We start from the raw sequence: 19,973 nt of genomic DNA, 5'->3' as shown, positions 1-19,973 counted from the left end.
AGGGAGTGCGTGTGGCAGGCGCTCCGCCGATTGAATGCAGTAAGCAAGACCACTGTGGGAGTGCGTGTGGCAGGCGCTCCGTGGAGTGATGCAGTAAGTAAGACCACTGTGGGATAATCGTTTGGCCGCACGCTTATCGTTCCGCACGCTCCAGCGTGGGAATGCGGTTCGTTTGGCAACGACAGCGGTTCATCCCGTTGTAATCCCTTACAATGCCCGCAGCCCAACCAAGAGCCACGCCCATGACACGCGCCGCCACGCCTCGCAAACCTCAAGCACGCAGCCAGGCCAGAATCGATTCGATTCTCGACGCCGCCCGCACGCTGCTTGCCGAACAAGGAGTGGCCAGCCTGTCGATCTACAGCGTCGCCGAGCGAGCCGGCATTCCGCCCTCGTCGGTGTACCACTTCTTCGCCAGCGTCCCCGCGCTGCTTGAAGCCCTGACCGCCGACATCCACGCCGCCTTTCGCGCGTCGCTGCAGGCCCCCATCGATCACGGGCAGCTCACCACCTGGCGCGACCTGTCACGCATCGTCGAGCTGCGCATGCTGGCCATCTACAATGCCGACGCCGCCGCCCGCCAATTGATCCTCGCCCAGCACGGCCTGACCGAAATCAACCAGGCCGACCGCCAGCACGACATTGAACTGGGTCACTTGATGCTTGAAGTGTTTGACCGCCACTTCCAGCTGCCCGCACTGCCGGACGATGTCGACGTGTTTGCGCTGGCCATGGAACTGGGGGATCGGGTGTATGCGCGGTCGGTGCAGTTGCATGACGAGATTACACCGCGCATGGCTGAGGAAGGGATGCGGGTGTTTGATGCTTATCTGGGGTTGTATTTGCCGGTGTTTTTGGTGAAGAGAAAAATATCACCACTGCAGTGACCGAGGTTGTAGAGACTGAGTGCAACACTGTTATTTATGCTGTTTACGTATAGCCTTACGGTGTATCCTATACATATCAGCCGCGTATAATTTAAAATTATTAATATCTCTCTCCCTAATAGCTTTATAAAACTGCGATGGACCAGCCGCTATAGAATTCTCAGTGCTAACAGCCCGTCTGGCATTATGAAAACAGATGAACTTTTCGACGTCTACCCGTCTTTTATTGTGCAAATCCAAAAGGGTTTTGGCCTTATAAAAATCCGCGGGTGCAGCCGTGTCAATTGGAGTATGAAACTCCTTAGTCTTTCTCGCCCTATACTCCCAACTCATGTCTGGAAAGGCGACCGACGGCCTACCTTTATCAGAAACTTGCAGAGCTGAGGTCATAGATGGCGGAGGGGATGAAGCAGTGTTCGTTGATGCAGGGGGTGATGCTGGCAAAGGCCTGTTCTCCATTGAACGATGCGCTTTTGAGTATTTGTCCCGCGTGCTCAAAAAACCGCGAGAAATTTGTTTTCTCCCTCCTTTTGATTTCAAGTATGCGTTTTTTAGTACCCGTCTAAGTAGCACGTTATATGGCGCATGCCCCGACGGATCTCTAAACCCCACCGGGTCTCCTTCAGAATACCCATACGCATTCAACCCGCCCTCATCAAATGGACTCAAACTGTCGGGACTGTTGAACCTCATCAACACCGGGTTGTAAGCCCGATACCCATTCCCCAGCAGATAATGCCCGGTCACCGGATCTCGCCGCTCGCCATTAAAACCCAGCAGGCTGGTCAACCCGCTTTCCGCCGGGTGATGACCATAGGCGCTGTACGCCAAAGGCTCAATTCCAGACTTATCCACAAACCGCAGGACAGAACGTTGCTGATCCGTCGCAAGCAGCTTCGTGTCCACTACGCCATCGGCATACCGCAGCTGAGCCAATAACAGGTCTTCATGCTGAAAGACCGTACGCTGCAGCGCGCCCTCAATCTCGGTTGCCAAACGGTTCTTTTGATAGAAGCGCTGAACATCAGCCTGCCCCAAAGGCGAGCTCGAAGCCAGACGGTCCAGCGGGTCGTAGCGATACGTGCACAGCACTATCGGGGCGAGGGAGGTCATGGCAGTTGTTTCACATAGAACCAGTCTTCAGCATCCGGCAAAACCTACATGCCGCCTACCTCGCATAAATGCTAGGTAAACGCTCGGCTTCGAGCTTGAAGGCACCGTGCTTAAGGTCTTTGATCGCCGCCTCAAGCTGTCTGCATTGCAGAATGATGTAGGCGGCGATGGGACTGGGAGGATCGGGTGTATGCGCGGTCGGTTCAGTTACATGACGAGATCACACCACGCATGGCCGAGGAAGGGATGCGGGTGTTTGATGCTTATTTAGGTTGTATTTGCCGGTATTTTCGGTGAAGAGCAATCAAAGCGACTTCACCTAATCACTCCTTACACCTGACTTGACTGGGGGATTGAATCTCTTAATTAAGGCGCTTTCATAACGCGCCTTCCTTCCCTCATACTCTTTTAACCTAGCCTTATATTTTGTCAAAGACCTCATGCTCAACTTATCCCCGGGCTTATCTAAAAGTTTTTTCCCATAAAAATCCACACCTAGTGAAGCCGCTCTAATCTTGAGATTATGTAGATCCAATCTGTTGGCCGCAGACCTACGCAATTCAGGCACACGCACACTAGCTTTCGTCTCAATCCAGCCTCTTATGCTCTCTCGATAGTTATTGTCAGACATCTTTTGCAACATACCCTCCCTACTCACAGATATTAAATCATTAGCAACACCTGGATCACGAGTTGCCCTTTTTCCGACAGAGGTCGCGCGCTTAGCTGAAGAGATCTCGGCTAATGATGAGGAGCCCTGACTGAGTAAAGGAGCTGACGCATAAGCATCTGGTAAAGACGGCGCCTCTATGCTGGATGATACTGGTGTAGTAATGCCTTTAAACTTTCCCTCGGATATACTATCAATAGCCCGCCTACCATAGTTTATCTTTAAAAATGGCCTTTTGGGTATGTATGCCGCCAAAAGTAGACCTATTGGTGCATGCCCCGTCTCATCCACAAACCCCACCGGATCCCCCCCACAATACCCATACGCATTCAACCCGCCCTCATCAAACGGACTCAAACTGTCGGGACTGTTGAACCGCATCAACACCGGGTTATAAGCCCGATACCCATTCCCCAGCAGATAATGCCCGGTCACCGGATCACGCCGCTCGCCATTGAAACCCAGCAAGCTGGTCAAGCCACTTTCAGCCGGGTGATGACCATAGGCGCTGTACGCCACAGGCTCAATTCCAGACTTATCCACAAGCCGCAGAACAGAACGTTGCTGATCAGTCGCAAGCAGCATCGTGTTCACCACACCATCAACATGCCGCTGCTGAGCCAACAACAGGTCTTCATGCTGAAAGACCGTACGCTGCAGCGCGCCCTCAATCTCGGTTGCCAGGCGGTTCTTTTGATAGAAGCGCTGCACATCCGTCTGCCCAACCGGCGAGCTGGAAGCCAGCCGGTCCAACGGGTCGTAGCGATACGTGCATAGCACTGTCTGGTCGAGAGAGGTCATGGCAGTTGTTTCACATAGAACCAGTCTTCATCATCCGGCAAAACCGATACGTCGCCTACCTCGCATAACTGCTAGGTAAACAGCAAAAAACCCCGGAGGGTCAGGACCGTCCGAGGTGTTTTTTGCCCATCGTTTACAGCTTGGCGATGGAGACTTCAGTGGACTTCACGAAGGCGATGACTTCGCTACCGACGACCAGCTCCAGCTCTTTGACCGAGCGGGTGGTGATGACCGAGGTCACGACGCCCGATGCGGTCTGTACGTCGATTTCCGACAGTACGTCGCCGTGGACGATTTCCTTGATGGTGCCTTTGAACTGGTTGCGAACGTTGATGGCTTTGATAGTCATGGCATGTCTTCCTTTGGGGATCAGGGTTAATTTGCCCAGCGCAATTGCGTAGGCAGTGGCGAAAACGGTTCCGGGTCAGGCGGCGAACCCGGCAGGGCCAGCACGCGGTTGAGCACTTCGGCCTCGAGCGCCGCAAGGCGATGCGAACCACGAACACGCGGACGTGGCAGGTCGACCAGCAGATCGAGACCGATCTGCCCTTCTTCGATCAGGATCACCCGGTCAGCAATGGCAACGGCCTCGCTGACGTCGTGGGTGACCAGCAACACCGTGAAACCATACTGGCCCCACAGTTTTTCGATCAGTTGCTGCATTTCGATCCGGGTCAGGGCATCCAGCGCGCCCAACGGCTCATCGAGCAACAGCAGGCGCGGCTTGTGAATCAGCGCGCGAGCCAGGGCAACGCGCTGCTTCTGGCCGCCGGACAATGCGGCAGGCCATTCATTGGCGCGCTCGGCGAGGCCGACGGCCTCAAGCGCTTCAAGGGCCTGCGTCCGCCAGTCGCCGCTCAGGCCAAGGCCGACGTTGTCGATGATCTTTTTCCAGGGCAGCAAGCGCGCCTCCTGAAACATCAATCGCGTGTCTTCGCGGGCATCGTCCAATGGTGCAGAGCCGGCAAGCAGCTGGCCTTGCGTTGGTTTGTCGAGGCCGGCGAGCAGGCGCAACAGGGTGCTTTTGCCGCAACCGCTGCGGCCGACGATGGCGACGAACTGACCGGCCGGAATGTGCAGGTCGATGTCCTTGAGCACTTCGCGGGCGCCGAACGCTTTTTTCAGCTTGCGTACCGCCAGCGGGATGCCACGCAGCAAGTGTGGAGGTTGCTGTTTCAGACTGGTCATACGGCACCGCCTTTGCTCACTTGATAGGCCGGGTGCCAGCGCAGGCAGATACGTTCCAGGCCTCGCGCCGCCAGATCGGCCAGCTTGCCGAGTACGGCGTACAGCACGATGGCCAGCACCACGACGTCGGTTTGCAGAAATTCCCGCGCATTCATCGCCAGGTAGCCGATGCCGGAGCTGGCGGAAATGGTTTCCGCGACGATCAGCGTCAGCCACATAAAGCCCAGTGCAAAGCGCACACCGACCAGAATCGAAGGCATGGCCCCCGGCAGGATCACGTGACGGAACAGGCTGAAACCTGACAGGCCATAGCTGCGGGACATTTCTACCAGCGCCGGATCGATGTTACGGATGCCGTGGTAGGTGTTCAGGTAAATCGGGAACAAGGTGCCCAGTGCGACCAGGAATATCTTGGCGGTCTCATCGATGCCGAACCACAGGATGACCAGCGGGATCAGCGCCAGGTGCGGCACGTTGCGGATCATCTGCACCGAGCTGTCCAGCAGACGCTCACCCCATTTGCTCAGGCCGGTGATAAAGCCCAGCGCAAGACCGATGCCGCCGCCAATGGCGAAACCGATCCCGGCGCGCCAGCCGCTGATCGCCAGGTGCGTCCAGATTTCGCCGCTGGCGACCAGGTTTATCCCCGCCTCGATGACAGCACTGGGCGCGGGCAGAATGCGTGTGGATAACCATCCGGCGCTGACTGACAGCTGCCAGACTGCCAACAACAGCACTGGAAGTGCCCAGGGCGCCAGTCGGTGAACGATGCGTTGCGAAGCACTGAGGCTCATGGAGTTGTCTCCTCGAAGGGCCTGACGATCACTGTGCTTGAGCAACAGCAGCAGGAGGTGTCCAGACCACATCAGCAATGCTGAGCGGCTTTGGAATCAGCTTGAGCTGGTAGAAGGTGTCAGCGATTTTCTGCTGTGCCGCCACCACCGGCGGGGTAAGGAACTGCGCGCCGTAGCCCTGACGCTTCACCGAAGTCAGGGTGATGTCGGCAGGCAGCCCCAGCAACGGCGCGACCTGTTGGGTCACTTCATCGGGGTTGGCCTTGGACCACTCGCCCACCGCACGAACCTCCTCGACCAGCGCCTGAATCACCTTGGGGTTTTTCTGCGCGTATGGCTTGGTGGCGAGATAGAACTGATGGTTGTCGACAATGCCGGTGCCGTCTTTCAAGGTCCGCGCCTGCAATTGCTTTTCAGCAGCGGCCTGGTAGGGGTCCCAGATGACCCAGGCATCCACGCTGCCGCGCTCGAAAGCGGCACGCGCATCGGCCGGAGGCAGGAAGACGGTCTGGATATCGGTGTATTTCAGACCCGCATCTTCCAGCGCCTTGACCAGCAGGTAATGGACGTTCGAGCCTTTATTGAGGACGACTTTCTTGCCCTTCAGGTCTTTGACCGAAGTAATCGGCGAGTCTTTAGGGACCAGGATGGCTTCGCTGGTCGGCGCTGGCGGCTCGTAGGCGACATACAGCAGGTCCGCGCCTGCGGCCTGAGCGAAGACCGGCGGCGTTTCGCCTGTTACGCCGAAGTCAATGGAGCCGACGTTCAGGCCTTCAAGCAACTGAGGGCCACCGGGGAACTCGGTCCACTGGACTTTAACGCCCTGCTCGGCCAGACGCTTTTCCAGCGAGCCCTTGGCCTTGAGCAGCACCAGCGTGCCGTATTTCTGGTAACCGATGCGCAGATCTTCCGCCTGGGCCTGAGTGACCGCACCAAGAGCGACTGCAGCAGCAAACAGCGCGGCAAGGCTTCGACGCAAAATGACAGTGCGCATATGCGCTCCTTTACCTATTTGGAGTGGCCCCCTGCTCGACCGCTGAGGAACGAGCAAGGTGGGAATAGGCACGACATTAACAGCCCTTTTTTATATCTATAAATCTTATTTATTCATTTAGTTATTCCATAAATGAATATAAGAGAAGTGCCCAGGTTTGCACGTTGGCGACCTGTGACGCAGAGCGTTACGACATGCATTCCTACGCTGGAGCGTGAGGAACGATAATCTCAACTATCGTGCCCATGCTCTGCGTCCGCGGTTGATCCAGCGACGCAGCAAGCGGCAGGGAACAATAAAAAAGGGCCGATAAATCGGCCCGAATAACCCCACGCCTGGTAGATCGGAAATCAGCGGTTTGGCTGTGGTGTCAGGCGTAGATAAGGCGTGACTGCTTTGTAGCCCTTGGGAAAGCGCTGCTTGATCTCGGCTTCGTCCTTGATCGACGGCACGATCACTACGTCATCACCGTCCACCCAGTTGGCGGGCGTGGCAACTTTGTAATTGTCGGTCAGTTGCAAGGAGTCGATGACCCGCAATATTTCGTGGAAGTTGCGCCCGGTGCTGGCCGGATAGGTAATCGTCAGACGCACCTTCTTGTTCGGATCGATCACGAACAGCGAGCGCACAGTCAGCGTGTCGTTGGCATTGGGATGAATCAGGTCGTACAGGTCGGAAACCTTGCGGTCGGCATCGGCCAGAATCGGGAAGTTGACCAGGGTGTTTTGCGTGGTGTTGATGTCGTCGATCCACTTGATGTGCGAATCGACCGGGTCCACCGACAGCGCAATGGCTTTCACGCCGCGCTTGGCGAACTCGTCTTTTAATTTGGCAGTGAAGCCTAGCTCTGTGGTGCACACCGGCGTGAAGTCAGCCGGATGAGAAAACAACACACCCCAGCTGTCACCGAGCCATTCATGAAAACGTATACGCCCCTCACTGGATTCCTGTTCGAAATCAGGGGCGATGTCGCCAAGTCGCAGTGTCATGGTGTTGCTCCTTGTCTGTATCGGGTAGGCCTTGGTATAGCACTACTGTGCGCCCTGTCGAGAGAAGTTAAAAAGAATAAATAATGCGCCTTATAGACCTTTTGGAAATATCAAAAAACAGGCAAAAGAAACCCCGCACGGGGCGGGGTTCCTTCAAGCCTCAATACACTTACATGAAGTTGTAGGTGTAGTTGAAGATCAGACGGGTTTGATCGGTGTTGGTCGAGTTGTTCAGGTCGCCATCGGCACGGTAAGTACCGTGACGCAGGGTGGTGCCGAAACCTTTCATCGGACCGCTCTGGATCACGTAGTCAACACGCATGTCGGTTTCCCACTCGGAGTATTCTTCTTTACCGGTAGTGCGATCACGAATGTCGTCTGCGTGCAGGTAAGCGATGGCTGCTTTCAGGCCTGGAACACCCACCTTGGCGAAGTCATACGAGTACTGACCGAACGTGGTGTTTTCACCCGCGCGGTTGAAGCCGTTGATCATCGAGTCAGTGAACAGGTAGAAGCTCGAACCGCCGTTGCCTTCAAGACTCGAAGTGCTGGTGCCGTTCTTGGTGACGTTGCCCTGGTTCAGGAAAACCATGCCGCCGTCATCGCCAATCTGCTGATGGCCAACCATGAACGCATGGCCGCCCAGGGCGTAGGTGAACATGGCGGACCAGGTGGAGTTATCCACTTCGCCAGCGTTCTTGGCATAACCGTTGTTGTTGTTGAAACGGTAGCCGGTTGCTGCGTCGCTGTTTTTGCCGTCAGAGCTGCTGTTGAAATAACGCAGGTCAGTCTTGAAGGACTGGTTGGCATCGATTTGGTAAACGTGTACCAAACCGAGGAAGTGCTGCTTGTAGAAGTCTTCCAGGTTTGCGTAGTAGTACTGCAGGGTCAGGTCTTTGGTGACTTTCCAGTCAGCACCGGCGAAGCGGAACTGATCGGCAGTCTCGGAAGCGCCGGCAATGGACAGGTCAGTCCAGTTGCTCGAAGCACGGCCGATGGATTTGTTCAGCTGACCGGCAGTGAAGGTGACGTTGTCCAGATCCTTGGAAGTCAGGATGCCGCCCTGGAAAGCCTGAGGCAGAAGACGACCATCGTTGCTGACCAGAATTGGCAGGTTAGGTGCCAATGCGTTACCGACTTTCAGCTCGGTTTTCGAGAAGCGTACCTTGCCGTTGGCGCCCAGACGGCTCCACTCGCTGACAGCAGAACCGTCGCTGTCGGTAGGCAGAATGCCGCCGTTCGCTGCAGGACCGTGGTTGCCACGGCCGCCATCAAGGTGAACACCGACCAATCCCTGGACGTCCAGACCAAAACCGACAGTACCCTGAGTGAAGCCCGACAGGTAGTCGAATTTCAGGCCAGTGGCCGTCTCACGGTTGTTGTGGGTAGTGCCTTCGCGGAAATCGTTGTCAAAATACAGGGTACGAGAACTGACGGACGCTTTACTGTCTTCCAGGAAACCAGCTGCGCTGGCCTGCTGAGCCAATACACCAACGGTGACGGCCAAAGCCAGGGTGGACTTCTTCATTACTACGCTCCTCGTGAATCTAATTTTTTATATCCATGGTGCCGGGCTTGGCCCTGACCCACGGATTAGCGATAGGCGACAGTCCCGATCCGAGATCAATGGATTCTGTTCGCCCTGACTTTTGACTAGACCGCTTTTGTCGCTGGCAACACGTCTGTGCAATGCTTTTTATGCGCTGAAGAAACCATTGCTGGAATCTTGAGAACATCCAGTCATATGTCACAACTCGTGTCAGCAAAGACGTCACGGAGTGTATCGACCTAACTACCCATTTCCCAAAATTTATTTTGGTACCGTTCGTCAGATCTTTCATTTTCGTGCGCCCGACCGGAAAAATGCACCTTCACCGGTCTCGATCTCCGCCAGCAGAGCGCTGATGCAAAACTGGCGAAAGCCTTGTATTACGGGAACTTCGGAGAGATTAGTCAGTAAATGTGACAGTTGTCATCACTTTGATGGCGCGCCCTGTTCAAGCACAAAAATTTTTTTTCACTTTGCCTTTTTGGGCCATTTTCATGCGATTTTCGGCCTTCAGACCCGTCCTTCACTGTAGCCCACGTGAACAAAAAGGCAATTCTGGTGTCCGGCGCCTTAACAGCCAGCCGATTGGCCAATGCGCAAACGGCTCATTTATGCACGAGACGGGGACGATCCATCATCGAGTTCGAATGAATGAGTGCATCAGTATGGGTTTCTGCACCCCCGTGGTGCGCAAATTGAGTGCGCTCCTGAAAACCGGAAAGCTGGAACATGTACTGCGTTATGAGGGATGAGCGACGCGACACCACGGCTCCGCTCTATAGCCAAATCACCTTCGGCACACGAAGAACATGTATAAATATTTATAATTCAAAGAGTTATGCGCTGCACAAATAAAGCATGGCATCACACAGAGAGGATACGCTTCACACGCGGACACGCTTTTTCTGAGACGATTTGAAAACTGGCACGCCACCTGCAATAGGTATTACATCACCAGTTTTGGGGACCTTGGTACAGGCAGGCCGGGGATTCCCCTCTTTTATTCCTCCCGGAGACTGACCTCCAGTCTCCAGCGCCCGTCCACCTTCTCAGTGCGCCAGTCGCCATGAAGTGGACGGGCTGCGAGGAGCGTCAGCACCAACCCCTTCTCCCCTCGTTCCACATTCCAGCGCGCAACCCGGTTGTCGAACCTCAGTTGGCCCGTCCACGGCTGTCCTGACGCATCGACGTTGAGCACTACTGCACCATCGACTGTCGCACCCCGATACTTCGGTTCTTCGTTGAACCAGAGCGCCAGACCGGCAGGCAATTCTTCGATCTGTTCCAGCTCGACCGGGTCAGGCTGCTGCAGGCGGCCGATAATGGTGCCCACGGTAAACCCGACAATCGCCATGGAACCAAGAACACGCGGCCATAGCTTCGGTCTCGGGTCCTCTTCAAGGGTAGAATGCATCCCGTCCTTTCGTTCGGAGCCGTGCATGTTTCACGTCATCCTTTTTCAACCAGAAATTCCGCCGAATACCGGCAATGTCATCAGGCTATGCGCCAACAGTGGCTGCACCCTGCATTTGATCGAACCCTTGGGTTTCGAGCTGGACGACAAGCGCCTGCGCCGTGCCGGGCTCGATTATCACGAGTATGCCACGCTGCAGACACATGCTGACCTGGCAAGCTGTCTGGAGAAGATAGGCAACCCGAGATTGTTCGCCTTCACCACCAAAGGCTCTCGGCCTTTTCATGATGCGAGCTTTGAGCCAGGCGATGCCTTTCTGTTCGGTCCGGAAAGCCGTGGCCTGCCCGCCGATATTCTCGACTCGCTGAGCAGCGAGCATCGCCTGCGACTGCCCATGCGTGAAGGCTGCCGCAGCTTGAACCTGTCCAACACGGTGGCCGTGGCTGTCTATGAAGCATGGCGTCAGCACGGGTTTGCCTAGACCGAGCGGCCATGCACAAAAAAGCGCCCCGAAAGGCGCTTTTTGTTTGCAGCGGTAACGCTTACTGAACAGTCGGCGTTTCGCCAGCTTCCTGCATGCGCTGCAGCTCTTGCGCGTACAGGGCGTCGAAGTTCACCGGAGCCAGCATCAGCGCAGGGAACGAGCCACGTACGACCAGGTTGTCGATGGCTTCGCGAGCGTAAGGGAACAGAATGTTCGGGCAGAATGCGCCGAGGGTGTGGCTCATTGCGCCGTCGTCCAGGCCCTTGATCAGGAAGATACCGGCCTGTTGCACTTCAACGATAAAGGCAACTTCGTCGCCATTGTTGACGGTCACGGACAGGGTCAGTACGACTTCGTAGAAATCGCCTTCCAGCTGCTTCTGACGGGTGTTGAGGTCCAGGCTGACGGTCGGCGTCCACTCCTGGCGAAAGATCGCCGGGCTTTTTGGCGCTTCGAACGACAGGTCGCGAACGTAGATACGCTGCAGGGAGAATTGTGGGCCGTTTTCTTCGTTGGCAACGGCGTCGTTGTTCGGTTGATCGGTCATCTCGGATCCTTGTCAGATTAGGCTGAAAGATTAAGGGGTATCAGGCCAGCAGCGCATCGAGCTTGCCGGCACGCTCCAGAGCGAACAGGTCATCGCAGCCGCCCACGTGGGTCGAGCCGATCCAGATTTGCGGTACGGAAGTACGACCGGCCTTCTTGGTCATTTCGGCACGCAGCTGCGGCTTGCCGTCGACCCGGATTTCCTCGAAGGCCACGCTCTTGCTCTGCAGAAGCTGTTTGGCACGTATGCAATACGGGCAGTAGTCGCTGGAATAGACGATGACTTGAGCCATGTTCACTTCACCAGAGGAAGGTTATCGCCGCGCCAGCTGGAAATACCGCCGGACAGCTTGGCCGCCTTGAAGCCGGACTTGAGCAGCTCGCGGGCGGTGGTGCCAGCATGCTGCCCCATTGCATCGACTATGATCAACGTCTTGTCCTTGTATTTCTCCAGTTCGGCGGTACGGGTCAGTACCTTGTCCTGCGGGAAATTCAGGGAGCCGACGATGTGCCCTGCGGTGTAATCCTTTTTCGAGCGCACGTCGATGACCACGCCCTGATCGCTGTTGACCAGCGCGGTCAGCTCGCGAGTGCTCAGGCTGGCGCCGCCCTTGCTCATTTCGTAAGCAATCAGCAGTCCCAGCAGAATGACGAAGGCACCGGTGATCAAATAGTGGTTAGTGGCGAATTCAAGCAGGTGAGCAACCATCAGTAGGTTCCAGGGCGTTAAAATGTCGGCCAGTATACACAGCAGCCAAGGTCGGCCAAAGTCCGTACGGCAGTGACGCCGTTTGAACTTGTCCTTAAAATGCCGTTCCCTTGTACTTTGTTCATCTCTTTATCCAATCAGCATCGAGTGGGTTCTATGACTGCCACGCCAAAACCTCTGGTTCTTATCATCCTGGATGGCTTCGGACACAGCGAAAGCCACAAGGGCAATGCCATTCTGGCCGCGAAGATGCCCGTCATGGATCGTCTCTACCAAACCATGCCCAATGGCCTGATTTCCGGGTCGGGCATGGACGTCGGTCTGCCGGACGGGCAGATGGGCAACTCCGAGGTCGGGCACATGAACCTGGGTGCCGGGCGCGTGGTGTATCAGGACTTCACTCGGGTGACCAAAGCGATTCGCGATGGCGAGTTCTTCGAGAACCCGACCATCTGCGCCGCTGTGGATAAAGCTGTCGGCGCCGGCAAGGCCGTGCACATCATGGGCCTGCTCTCCGATGGCGGCGTGCACAGCCACCAGGACCATCTGGTGGCGATGGCGGAACTGGCGGTCAAACGCGGTGCAGAAAAAATCTACCTGCACGCCTTCCTCGATGGCCGCGACACGCCACCGCGCAGCGCGAAGAAATCCCTTGAGCTGATGGACGCAACCTTCGCCCGCCTGGGCAAGGGCCGCACCGCCACGATCGTCGGCCGTTACTTCGCCATGGACCGTGATAACCGCTGGGACCGGGTTTCCTCCGCCTATAACCTGATCGTCGACAGCACCGCCGATTTCCACGCAGACAGCGCCGTTGCCGGGCTCGAAGCCGCCTACGCACGCGACGAGAACGACGAGTTCGTCAAAGCCACCCGCATTGGCGAAGCTGCCCGCGTGGAAGATGGCGACGCAGTGGTGTTCATGAACTTCCGCGCCGACCGCGCCCGTGAACTGACCCGCGTGTTCGTCGAAGACGATTTCAAGGACTTCGAGCGCGCCCGTCAGCCGAAGGTCAACTACGTGATGCTGACCCAGTACGCGGCCAGCATCCCTGCGCCGTCCGCTTTTGCTGCGGGCAGCCTGAAAAACGTGCTGGGCGAGTACCTGGCGGACAACGGCAAGACCCAGCTGCGCATTGCCGAAACCGAAAAATACGCCCACGTCACCTTCTTCTTCTCCGGCGGACGTGAAGAACCGTTCCCGGGTGAAGAGCGCATTTTGATCCCGTCGCCGAAAGTCGCCACCTACGACCTGCAGCCGGAAATGAGCGCACCGGAAGTGACCGACAAGATTGTCGATGCCATCGAACATCAGCGTTATGACGTGATCGTCGTCAACTACGCCAACGGCGACATGGTTGGCCACAGCGGGATCATGGAAGCCGCGATCAAGGCTGTGGAATGCCTGGACGTGTGTGTCGGGCGCATCACCGAGGCGCTGGAGAAAGTCGGCGGTGAGGCGCTGATCACCGCTGACCACGGCAACGTCGAGCAGATGACTGACGACCACACCGGGCAAGCGCACACCGCGCATACCTCCGAGCCGGTGCCGTTCGTTTATGTCGGCAAACGTCAGCTGAAAGTTCGCCAGGGCGGGGTTCTGGCCGATGTCGCGCCGACCATGCTGCATCTGCTGGGCATGGAGAAACCGCAGGAAATGACCGGTCACTCGATCCTCGTGACCGAATAACTCGGTCAAAACCGGCCTTTAGCCATCAGGCAAGGCCGGTTTTTTATGTTTCAGGCCTCAAAGCAGTGGCTGCGAGGCGTTTTTTTTGCAGCGCATGGCGGGCATACTAGGCCTGACATTTTTTCTCACAATTCCTCGGTATCGCCCACCCACATGCTTCGCGCCTTGATTGCCCTTGCTCTGATCTGCCTGCTCAATCCGGCGTTTGCCGAAGACGAGCGTGTGCAAACCCAAAAACAGATAGATGCTGCGCGTCAGGATGTGGCAGAGCTGCAAAAAGTCCTGGGCAAGCTTCAGGAAGAACGTGCAGGTGTCCAGAAGGACCTGCGCACCACTGAAACCGAAATGGGCAAGTTGGAAAAGCAGGTCGAGGTCCTGCAAAAGGAACTAAAAAAGACCGAAACCGAGCTGCAAAAGCTCGACAGTGAAAAAAAGAAACTGAACAGCGCCCGCGTTGAACAGCAACGCCTGATTGCCATCCAGGCCCGCGCCGCCTACCAGAGTGGCCGTCAGGAGTACCTCAAGCTGCTGCTCAACCAGCAACACCCCGAGAAGTTCGCCCGAACCCTCACGTATTACGATTACCTGAGCCAGGCGCGTCTGGAGCAGCTACGCAATTTCAATGAAACCCTGCGCCAGCTGGCCAACGTCGAAAAAGACATCGACCTGCAACAGGCCCAACTGCTGGTGCAGAAGAGCAACCTGGACAGCCAGAGCGAAGAGCTGGCCAAGGTTCGCCAGGAACGTCAGCAGGCGCTGGCCAAGCTGAATCAGGACTACAAGGCACGCGATCAGAAAATGCAGGCCCGTCAGCAGGATCAGGCCGATCTGGCCAAAGTCCTCAAGACCATCGAAGAAACCCTGGCCCGCCAGGCACGTGAAGCCGAAGAAGCTCGCCAGAAGGCGCTGGTTGCCGCCCGCGAGGCAGAAGAAAAGCGTCAGCGCGAAGCTGAAGCCGTCGCCCGCAATAACAGCAGCAACAGCAGTAGCAAAAGCGATGATGAACCGGCACCGCGTCGCCCGGTCAAAGCCCCCGGCGCAGTCGTTTCCAGTGCCGGTGTTTCCTATGGCGGACCTTTTGCACAGGCCAAGGGAAAACTTCCGTGGCCTATCGATGGTCGACTGCTTGCGCGTTTCGGTGAAGCCCGCGGTGATGACGAACGTACCAAATGGGACGGCGTCATGATCAGCGCCGCAGCCGGAAGCCAGGTACGTGCCGTGCATGGCGGACGAGTGGTGTTCGCCGACTGGTTGCGCGGTGCCGGGCTTCTGGTCATTCTCGACCATGGCAACGGTTATCTGACCCTTTACGGGCACAACCAGAGCCTGCTCAAGTCGGCAGGTGACATTGTAAAAGCCGGTGAAGCGATTTCCACGGTCGGCAATAGTGGCGGTCAGGACACGGCAGCGTTGTACTTTGCTATTCGTCAGCAGGGTCGCCCCAGCGATCCGGCCCAATGGTGCCGCACTCAAGGATAAGTCGGCGTCAATATCTGTAGGAGTTCGTTAGACATGCTGCATTTGTCCCGCCTCACCTCGCTGGCCCTGGCAATTGCCATCGTTATCGGCGCGCCTTTGGCGCAAGCTGCCGAAAAGACCGCGCCAGCCACGCCTGCAGCAGTCTCGCCCGCCAAAACCAATGCCACCGCAAAGCCACCGCTGCCGCTCGATGAGTTGCGCACCTTTGCCGAGGTCATGGACCGGGTCAAGGCGGCCTACGTGGAGCCGGTCGACGACAAGACCCTGCTGGAGAACGCCATCAAAGGCATGCTCAGCAACCTTGATCCGCACTCTGCCTACCTCGGCCCGGAAGATTTCCAGGAGCTGCAGGAAAGCACCAGCGGCGAGTTCGGTGGGCTGGGCATCGAAGTCGGCGTCGAGGACGGTTTCGTCAAGGTGGTTTCACCCATCGACGACACACCGGCTTCCAAGGCTGGCATCGAGGCAGGCGACCTGATCGTGAAGATCAACGGTACGCCGACCCAGGGCCAGAACATGCAGGAAGCGGTCGACAAGATGCGCGGCAAGATCGGCGAAAAGATCACCCTGACGCTGGTCCGCGATGGCGGCACGCCGTTTGACGTGACCCTGGCGCGGGCAACCATTCAGGTCAAGAGCGTCAAGGCGCAGATGCTGGAAAATGGCTACGGCTACATCCGCATCACCCAGTTTCAGGTCAAGACCGGTGACGAAGTCGGCAAGGCGCTGGCCAAATTCCGCAAGGACAACGGCAAGAAGATGAGCGGCCTGATTCTCGACCTGCGCAACAACCCGGGCGGCGTGCTGCAATCGGCGGTGCAGGTGGCGGATCACTTCCTCACCAAGGGTCTGATCGTCTACACCAAAGGCCGCATCGCCAACTCCGAATTGCGCTTCTCGGCAGACCCGGCAGACGCCAGCGAAGGCGTGCCACTGGTGGTGCTGATCAACGGCGGCAGCGCCTCGGCATCGGAAATCGTTGCCGGCGCCCTGCAAGACCAGAAACGCGGCATCCTGATGGGCACTGACACCTTCGGCAAAGGCTCGGTGCAGACCGTTCTGCCGCTGAACAACGATCGCGCCCTGAAGATCACCACCGCCTTGTACTACACGCCGAACGGCCGCTCGATCCAGGCCCAGGGCATCAACCCGGACATCGTGGTACGTCGGGCCAAGGTCACCAACGAAGCGGACGGCGAGAACTACAAGGAAGCCGACCTGCTGGGTCACCTGGGCAATGGCAACGGCGGCGCGGACAAACCGACCGTCAAGAGTGGCGCAGCCGCCAAGGCGCGTCCGCAGGATGACGACTTCCAGCTCAGCCAGGCGCTCAGCCTGCTGAAGGGGCTGAGTATCACCCGCGGCAATTGACGGATGCGCTTTCTGGCTCTGCTACTGCTGACCCTCTCGATCACTGGCGCTGCTCATGCAGCGTCAGCCGAGAACAGCGGCAAACCGTCCAAGGCTTACCTGAGCCTGATCATCGACGACCTGGGCCAGAACCAGGATCGCGACAGCCGCGCACTGGCGCTTCCCGGCCCGGTCACCCTGGCGATCATGCCTGATACTCCGCATGCCACCGAGTTTGCCCGCCAAGCGCATCGCGCAGGCAAAACGGTCATGCTGCACATGCCCATGGACCCCGCGACCGGTCCTTACGCCTGGCACCCCGAGCTGCCACTGCCTGAGCTGGAAAGCCGTCTCAATGCTGCCCTGCTGAAAGTGCCGTATGCAGCCGGTATCAACAACCACATGGGCAGCCGGATGACCGCCGAGCCGGTCGCCATGACCTGGCTGATGGCCGAGCTACAGCGTCGTCACCTGTTCTTCGTCGACAGCCGCACCAGCGCGAAAACCGTGGCGGCCGCCGAGGCGCAGCGTATCGGGCTGGCCAGCGTCTCGCGTGACGTGTTCCTGGACGACGAACGCACCGCAGAAGCCATCACCCGCCAATTGCAGACCGCGATAAAAATCGCCCGCAAATATGGTTCAGCCGTGGTTATCGGCCACCCCTACCCTGTCACGCTGGACGTACTGGAACGCGAACTGCCCAACCTCAAGGCACAAGGCGTCGAATGGATCGACCTGCGCAGCATGATCGGCGAACGCGGCAATCAGGCGAGTGCGGCGCATGGCAAGAACGGGATTTATCGCTGATCGCATCTCTTACGCGTCAGAACTTTCCATACGCTAAGTCCGACAAATCTGCTTTCCGTGTCCACCACCGTCTCAGCCTTGATAAACGTGTCAATTCCGGCTTAAAGGAAGGTGCTCCCATGATGGGGGCCCAGACACATTTATCAGGGATTGATGATGAAACCGACCATGATGACGGGGGCGTGCTGCGTCGCCACACTGCTGCCTTTTTCCATCCACGCCACACCTGCAGACCTGGGCGAAGGGCTGATGGCTCTCGCACCTTCGATAGCCCTGCTCAACGCCGACGGCTCGCGCGACCACTGGAACGGCATTGGCCGTATCAACAGCAGGTCAGGGTCCAACTGCACGGCGACGCTGATCGATAGCCGAAGCGTCGACAGCCCGTCTGACGCGCCCGCCTACGTACTCACCAGCGGCCACTGTATCAATCGCCAGAATGGCGTGATCATCACCGATGGCGAAGTCGAAGGCAGCGTGCAGTTCAATTTCTTTACAGACAGCAAAGCGCGCAGCTATCCATTGAAGCGCGTCAGCTGGAGCAGCATGCAGGGTGTCGACCTGGCGATTGTCGAGTTGCAGCCCACGCTTGAAACGCTCGTCAACGACGGTATTCAGCCGATCAGGCTCGCCAGCGAGATGCCCGAACAGGGTCGCGACATTTTGTGGGTGGGCGCACCGCTCGACAAGGATACCGGGCATCTGCGCATGGCGGCCTGTGTTCACCAGACGTCGGAGGTGATCATGGAGCAGCCTTGGGTCTGGCGTCACACCGCACGCAATCAGTGCCGGGATGTCGGTACGGGCGCGTCCGGCAGTCCGCTGCTGACCCGTGACAACGGCGAGCTCTATGCGGTCATGAACCTCACCAACCAGGCCCCGTCGGATAACCCGATCGAAGACCTCAGTGATGAAATACCCGGCTTTCCGCCCATGGTCGCCGACAGCAACTATGGCAACCCGGTCACGCTGTTGAAGAAGTGTTTTGTCAGCGGCACGCTGAGTACGGATCCGGCAGTCTGCGATCTGTTTCCAGCCTTCTCGGTCGATTTCGAAACGCTGGGCCGGCAGCCCGCACAGCATGCCAGGGTGCAACTGGATGCCGAGGGCAGGAATGTCTATCCATCCTGGGACTTGCGCTTCATGGTCGACACGCCCTTGTATCGCTACAAGAAGGTCGATTCGGCCATGCAGTGCGAAGACCCGGTGGGCTACAGCCATACGATCAGCTCACAGGACGCGGCCATCGATGACCCTGTGGACAAACAGATCGGCATCAACTGGCTGTGCATGGTCGGCGTGTCTTCGGCCGAGCAACGCCCAAGCATCGGTCTGATGCGCAATGCACTGACGCTTGGCATAGAGCTGCAACCGGCAGGCCCCACCCCGGCACCGCAAATGGAGATCGGCAAAAACCGATCTGGCGCGACATCGGTCGTCTGGTCGCACGAGCACCGGCTGATCGACTACTACACGGTTAAAATGGGCAAGCCGGACACCACCGACTGCTCCGCCCCTGAAGGTTTCAAGCCGCAATTTCGCAATCTGGTACTACGCGCGCAGTCGTTGCCGTTGAAGATCTGCACTTACGCCCACGACATCAACGGTCAGCCATCCGCCTTGCGCGAAGACATCATCCCGTCGCCCGCAGCAGGTTGAGTGGTTACTGATAGCGCGCCTTGGCGGCATCGACCCAGCCTTCGGCGCGCATCTGATCGAGGGCCTTTTGCAAGCGTCTGACGACCTCGTCAGGCGTGCTCTTGTTGACTGCCAGGTAGAGTTCGGCGCTGTTGAAGCGCAGCGCCGTCTTGAGGCCCGTGACGCCTTCCAGTTTCGCCAGATAGCGGCCCACTGGATCGCCTACCGCCCACAGGTCGATCTGGCCGTTGGCGAGCTTTTTCACGTTGTCGCGGTCACGCAACAGCAGAATCGGGTTCAAGCCCATGGTTTTAAGACGCTCGCCAATCGCATCGCCCTTGTAGGCACCGATACGGTAATCCCTGGCCTGCTCCAGCGACGTCAAGGTGATCGGGCTGTCACCCCGCGCCAACATGATCCAGTCGTAGGAACCTACCGGGCCGACCCATTTGAAGAGGTTTTCCCGTTCGGGCAGGCGGGTCGTGGAAAACACGCCGTAGCCGGGCTTTTCCAGGGCCAGTTTGTAGACCCGGTCCCACGGAAAGCGCAGCGTCATGCTGTAGCCGATATTGGCGCGCTTGAACATCTCGCGCACCACCTCGGCGGCGATACCGTCGATGTTGTTTTCCTGGGCGAAATTCTTGCCGTCGACCGCCATGTTGAACGGCGGGAAGTTCTCGGTCAGCAACACCATGGAATAAGGCGTCGACTCGCTGGCCCGGACACCTTCACTCGACAAGACACCGATCCCGATCAGTGCAAGCAGTAGGCGTTTGAACATGTTCCGGCACTCGATCGTGAACGACGCATGCAGAGTGCCGTGAACCCGGCGCACTGTCTAGCGCGCTGTCCGGCGATGTCGCTTACAGGCA

General features: G+C 57.6%; 20 protein-coding genes and 1 pseudogene. 8 read left to right on the top strand and 13 right to left on the bottom strand.

The window, feature by feature from the left end; genetic code table 11:
- Positions 1-242 precede the first annotated feature (242 nt).
- Positions 243-887, top strand: coding sequence for a TetR/AcrR family transcriptional regulator (locus LIX91_RS19000; protein WP_226488961.1), 645 nt, complete (start codon positions 243-245; stop codon positions 885-887).
- 30 nt (positions 888-917) lie between these two features.
- On the opposite strand, the gene LIX91_RS18995 is transcribed toward LIX91_RS19000, so the two are convergent.
- A complete protein-coding gene (locus LIX91_RS18995) occupies positions 918-2,000 on the bottom strand; it encodes an RHS repeat-associated core domain-containing protein (protein ID WP_226488960.1) in 1,083 nt (360 codons plus the stop codon).
- Between the two features lie 180 nt (positions 2,001-2,180).
- Here LIX91_RS18995 and LIX91_RS18990 point away from each other — a divergent pair.
- Positions 2,181-2,323 (top strand): annotated as a pseudogene (locus LIX91_RS18990) (TetR/AcrR family transcriptional regulator); the annotation flags it as partial.
- Here LIX91_RS18990 and LIX91_RS18985 read toward each other — a convergent pair.
- The 8 genes from LIX91_RS18985 to LIX91_RS18950 form a co-directional block, all read right to left on the bottom strand.
- The gene (locus LIX91_RS18985; RefSeq protein WP_226488959.1) at positions 2,320-3,471 is read right to left on the bottom strand and encodes an RHS repeat-associated core domain-containing protein; all 1,152 of its coding nucleotides are present in this window, start codon (positions 3,469-3,471) and stop codon (positions 2,320-2,322) included. The pseudogene LIX91_RS18990 and the gene LIX91_RS18985 overlap by 4 nt on opposite strands.
- 133 nt (positions 3,472-3,604) lie before the next feature.
- Complete coding sequence (locus tag LIX91_RS18980; RefSeq protein ID WP_002555770.1) at positions 3,605-3,820, bottom strand: molybdopterin-binding protein; 216 nt, start codon at positions 3,818-3,820, stop codon at positions 3,605-3,607.
- Between the two features lie 26 nt (positions 3,821-3,846).
- Positions 3,847-4,659, bottom strand: coding sequence for an aliphatic sulfonates ABC transporter ATP-binding protein (gene ssuB, locus LIX91_RS18975; RefSeq protein ID WP_054092642.1), 813 nt, complete (start codon positions 4,657-4,659; stop codon positions 3,847-3,849).
- The gene (ssuC, locus tag LIX91_RS18970; RefSeq protein WP_100073438.1) at positions 4,656-5,453 is read right to left on the bottom strand and encodes an aliphatic sulfonate ABC transporter permease SsuC; all 798 of its coding nucleotides are present in this window, start codon (positions 5,451-5,453) and stop codon (positions 4,656-4,658) included. The genes ssuB and ssuC overlap by 4 nt, the downstream gene beginning before the upstream one ends.
- A gap of 28 nt (positions 5,454-5,481) precedes the next feature.
- Positions 5,482-6,447, bottom strand: a complete 966-nt coding sequence (locus LIX91_RS18965; RefSeq protein ID WP_003420212.1) for a sulfonate ABC transporter substrate-binding protein — start codon at positions 6,445-6,447, stop codon at positions 5,482-5,484.
- A gap of 350 nt (positions 6,448-6,797) precedes the next feature.
- The gene (locus tag LIX91_RS18960; protein ID WP_003318285.1) at positions 6,798-7,436 is read right to left on the bottom strand and encodes a peroxiredoxin; all 639 of its coding nucleotides are present in this window, start codon (positions 7,434-7,436) and stop codon (positions 6,798-6,800) included.
- Positions 7,437-7,605: 169 nt separating this feature from the next.
- Positions 7,606-8,964, bottom strand: coding sequence for an OprD family porin (locus LIX91_RS18955; protein ID WP_003342199.1), 1,359 nt, complete (start codon positions 8,962-8,964; stop codon positions 7,606-7,608).
- 1,021 nt (positions 8,965-9,985) lie between these two features.
- Positions 9,986-10,426 (bottom strand): hypothetical protein, encoded by a 441-nt coding sequence (locus tag LIX91_RS18950; RefSeq protein WP_226488958.1) that lies wholly within the window; start codon positions 10,424-10,426, stop codon positions 9,986-9,988.
- Between LIX91_RS18950 and trmL the strand changes: the two genes are divergently transcribed.
- Positions 10,425-10,880: a tRNA (uridine(34)/cytosine(34)/5-carboxymethylaminomethyluridine(34)-2'-O)-methyltransferase TrmL gene (gene trmL, locus LIX91_RS18945; RefSeq protein WP_002551469.1), complete on the top strand. Its 456-nt coding sequence runs from the start codon at positions 10,425-10,427 to the stop codon at positions 10,878-10,880. The two genes, LIX91_RS18950 and trmL, sit on opposite strands and share 2 nt — an antisense overlap.
- A gap of 61 nt (positions 10,881-10,941) precedes the next feature.
- Here the strand turns inward: trmL and secB are convergent, their stop codons facing one another.
- From secB to LIX91_RS18930, 3 genes are read right to left on the bottom strand one after another with little or no spacing between them, the layout of a single operon-like run.
- A complete protein-coding gene (gene secB, locus LIX91_RS18940) occupies positions 10,942-11,430 on the bottom strand; it encodes a protein-export chaperone SecB (protein WP_003372189.1) in 489 nt (162 codons plus the stop codon).
- A gap of 40 nt (positions 11,431-11,470) precedes the next feature.
- Positions 11,471-11,722 (bottom strand): glutaredoxin 3, encoded by a 252-nt coding sequence (gene grxC / locus LIX91_RS18935; RefSeq protein ID WP_002551467.1) that lies wholly within the window; start codon positions 11,720-11,722, stop codon positions 11,471-11,473.
- Between the two features lie 2 nt (positions 11,723-11,724).
- Positions 11,725-12,138, bottom strand: a complete 414-nt coding sequence (locus tag LIX91_RS18930; RefSeq protein WP_003318290.1) for a rhodanese-like domain-containing protein — start codon at positions 12,136-12,138, stop codon at positions 11,725-11,727.
- A gap of 156 nt (positions 12,139-12,294) precedes the next feature.
- Here LIX91_RS18930 and gpmI point away from each other — a divergent pair, with 156 nt between their 5' ends.
- The 5 genes from gpmI (at position 12,295) to LIX91_RS18905 (ending at position 19,122) form a co-directional block, all read left to right on the top strand.
- A complete protein-coding gene (gene gpmI, locus LIX91_RS18925; protein WP_226488957.1) occupies positions 12,295-13,827 on the top strand; it encodes a 2,3-bisphosphoglycerate-independent phosphoglycerate mutase in 1,533 nt (510 codons plus the stop codon).
- A gap of 153 nt (positions 13,828-13,980) precedes the next feature.
- Positions 13,981-15,306 (top strand): murein hydrolase activator EnvC family protein, encoded by a 1,326-nt coding sequence (locus tag LIX91_RS18920; RefSeq protein ID WP_044312436.1) that lies wholly within the window; start codon positions 13,981-13,983, stop codon positions 15,304-15,306.
- Positions 15,307-15,339: 33 nt separating this feature from the next.
- Entirely contained in the window at positions 15,340-16,677 is a 1,338-nt protein-coding gene (locus LIX91_RS18915) for a S41 family peptidase (RefSeq protein ID WP_003413541.1), read from the top strand.
- A 3-nt stretch (positions 16,678-16,680) separates the two neighbouring features.
- Entirely contained in the window at positions 16,681-17,463 is a 783-nt protein-coding gene (locus tag LIX91_RS18910) for a divergent polysaccharide deacetylase family protein (protein WP_003420226.1), read from the top strand.
- Positions 17,464-17,619: 156 nt separating this feature from the next.
- Entirely contained in the window at positions 17,620-19,122 is a 1,503-nt protein-coding gene (locus LIX91_RS18905) for a trypsin-like serine peptidase (protein ID WP_226488956.1), read from the top strand.
- A gap of 4 nt (positions 19,123-19,126) precedes the next feature.
- On the opposite strand, the gene LIX91_RS18900 is transcribed toward LIX91_RS18905, so the two are convergent.
- A complete protein-coding gene (locus tag LIX91_RS18900; protein WP_100073445.1) occupies positions 19,127-19,882 on the bottom strand; it encodes a substrate-binding periplasmic protein in 756 nt (251 codons plus the stop codon).
- Positions 19,883-19,973 lie beyond the last annotated feature (91 nt).

Source organism: Pseudomonas sp. B20 (assembly GCF_020515755.1).
Classification (GTDB): Bacteria; Pseudomonadota; Gammaproteobacteria; order Pseudomonadales; family Pseudomonadaceae; genus Aquipseudomonas; species Aquipseudomonas syringae.
The sequence above is the reverse complement of the archived record's forward strand: the minus strand, read 5'-3'. Positions and strand labels throughout refer to the sequence as shown.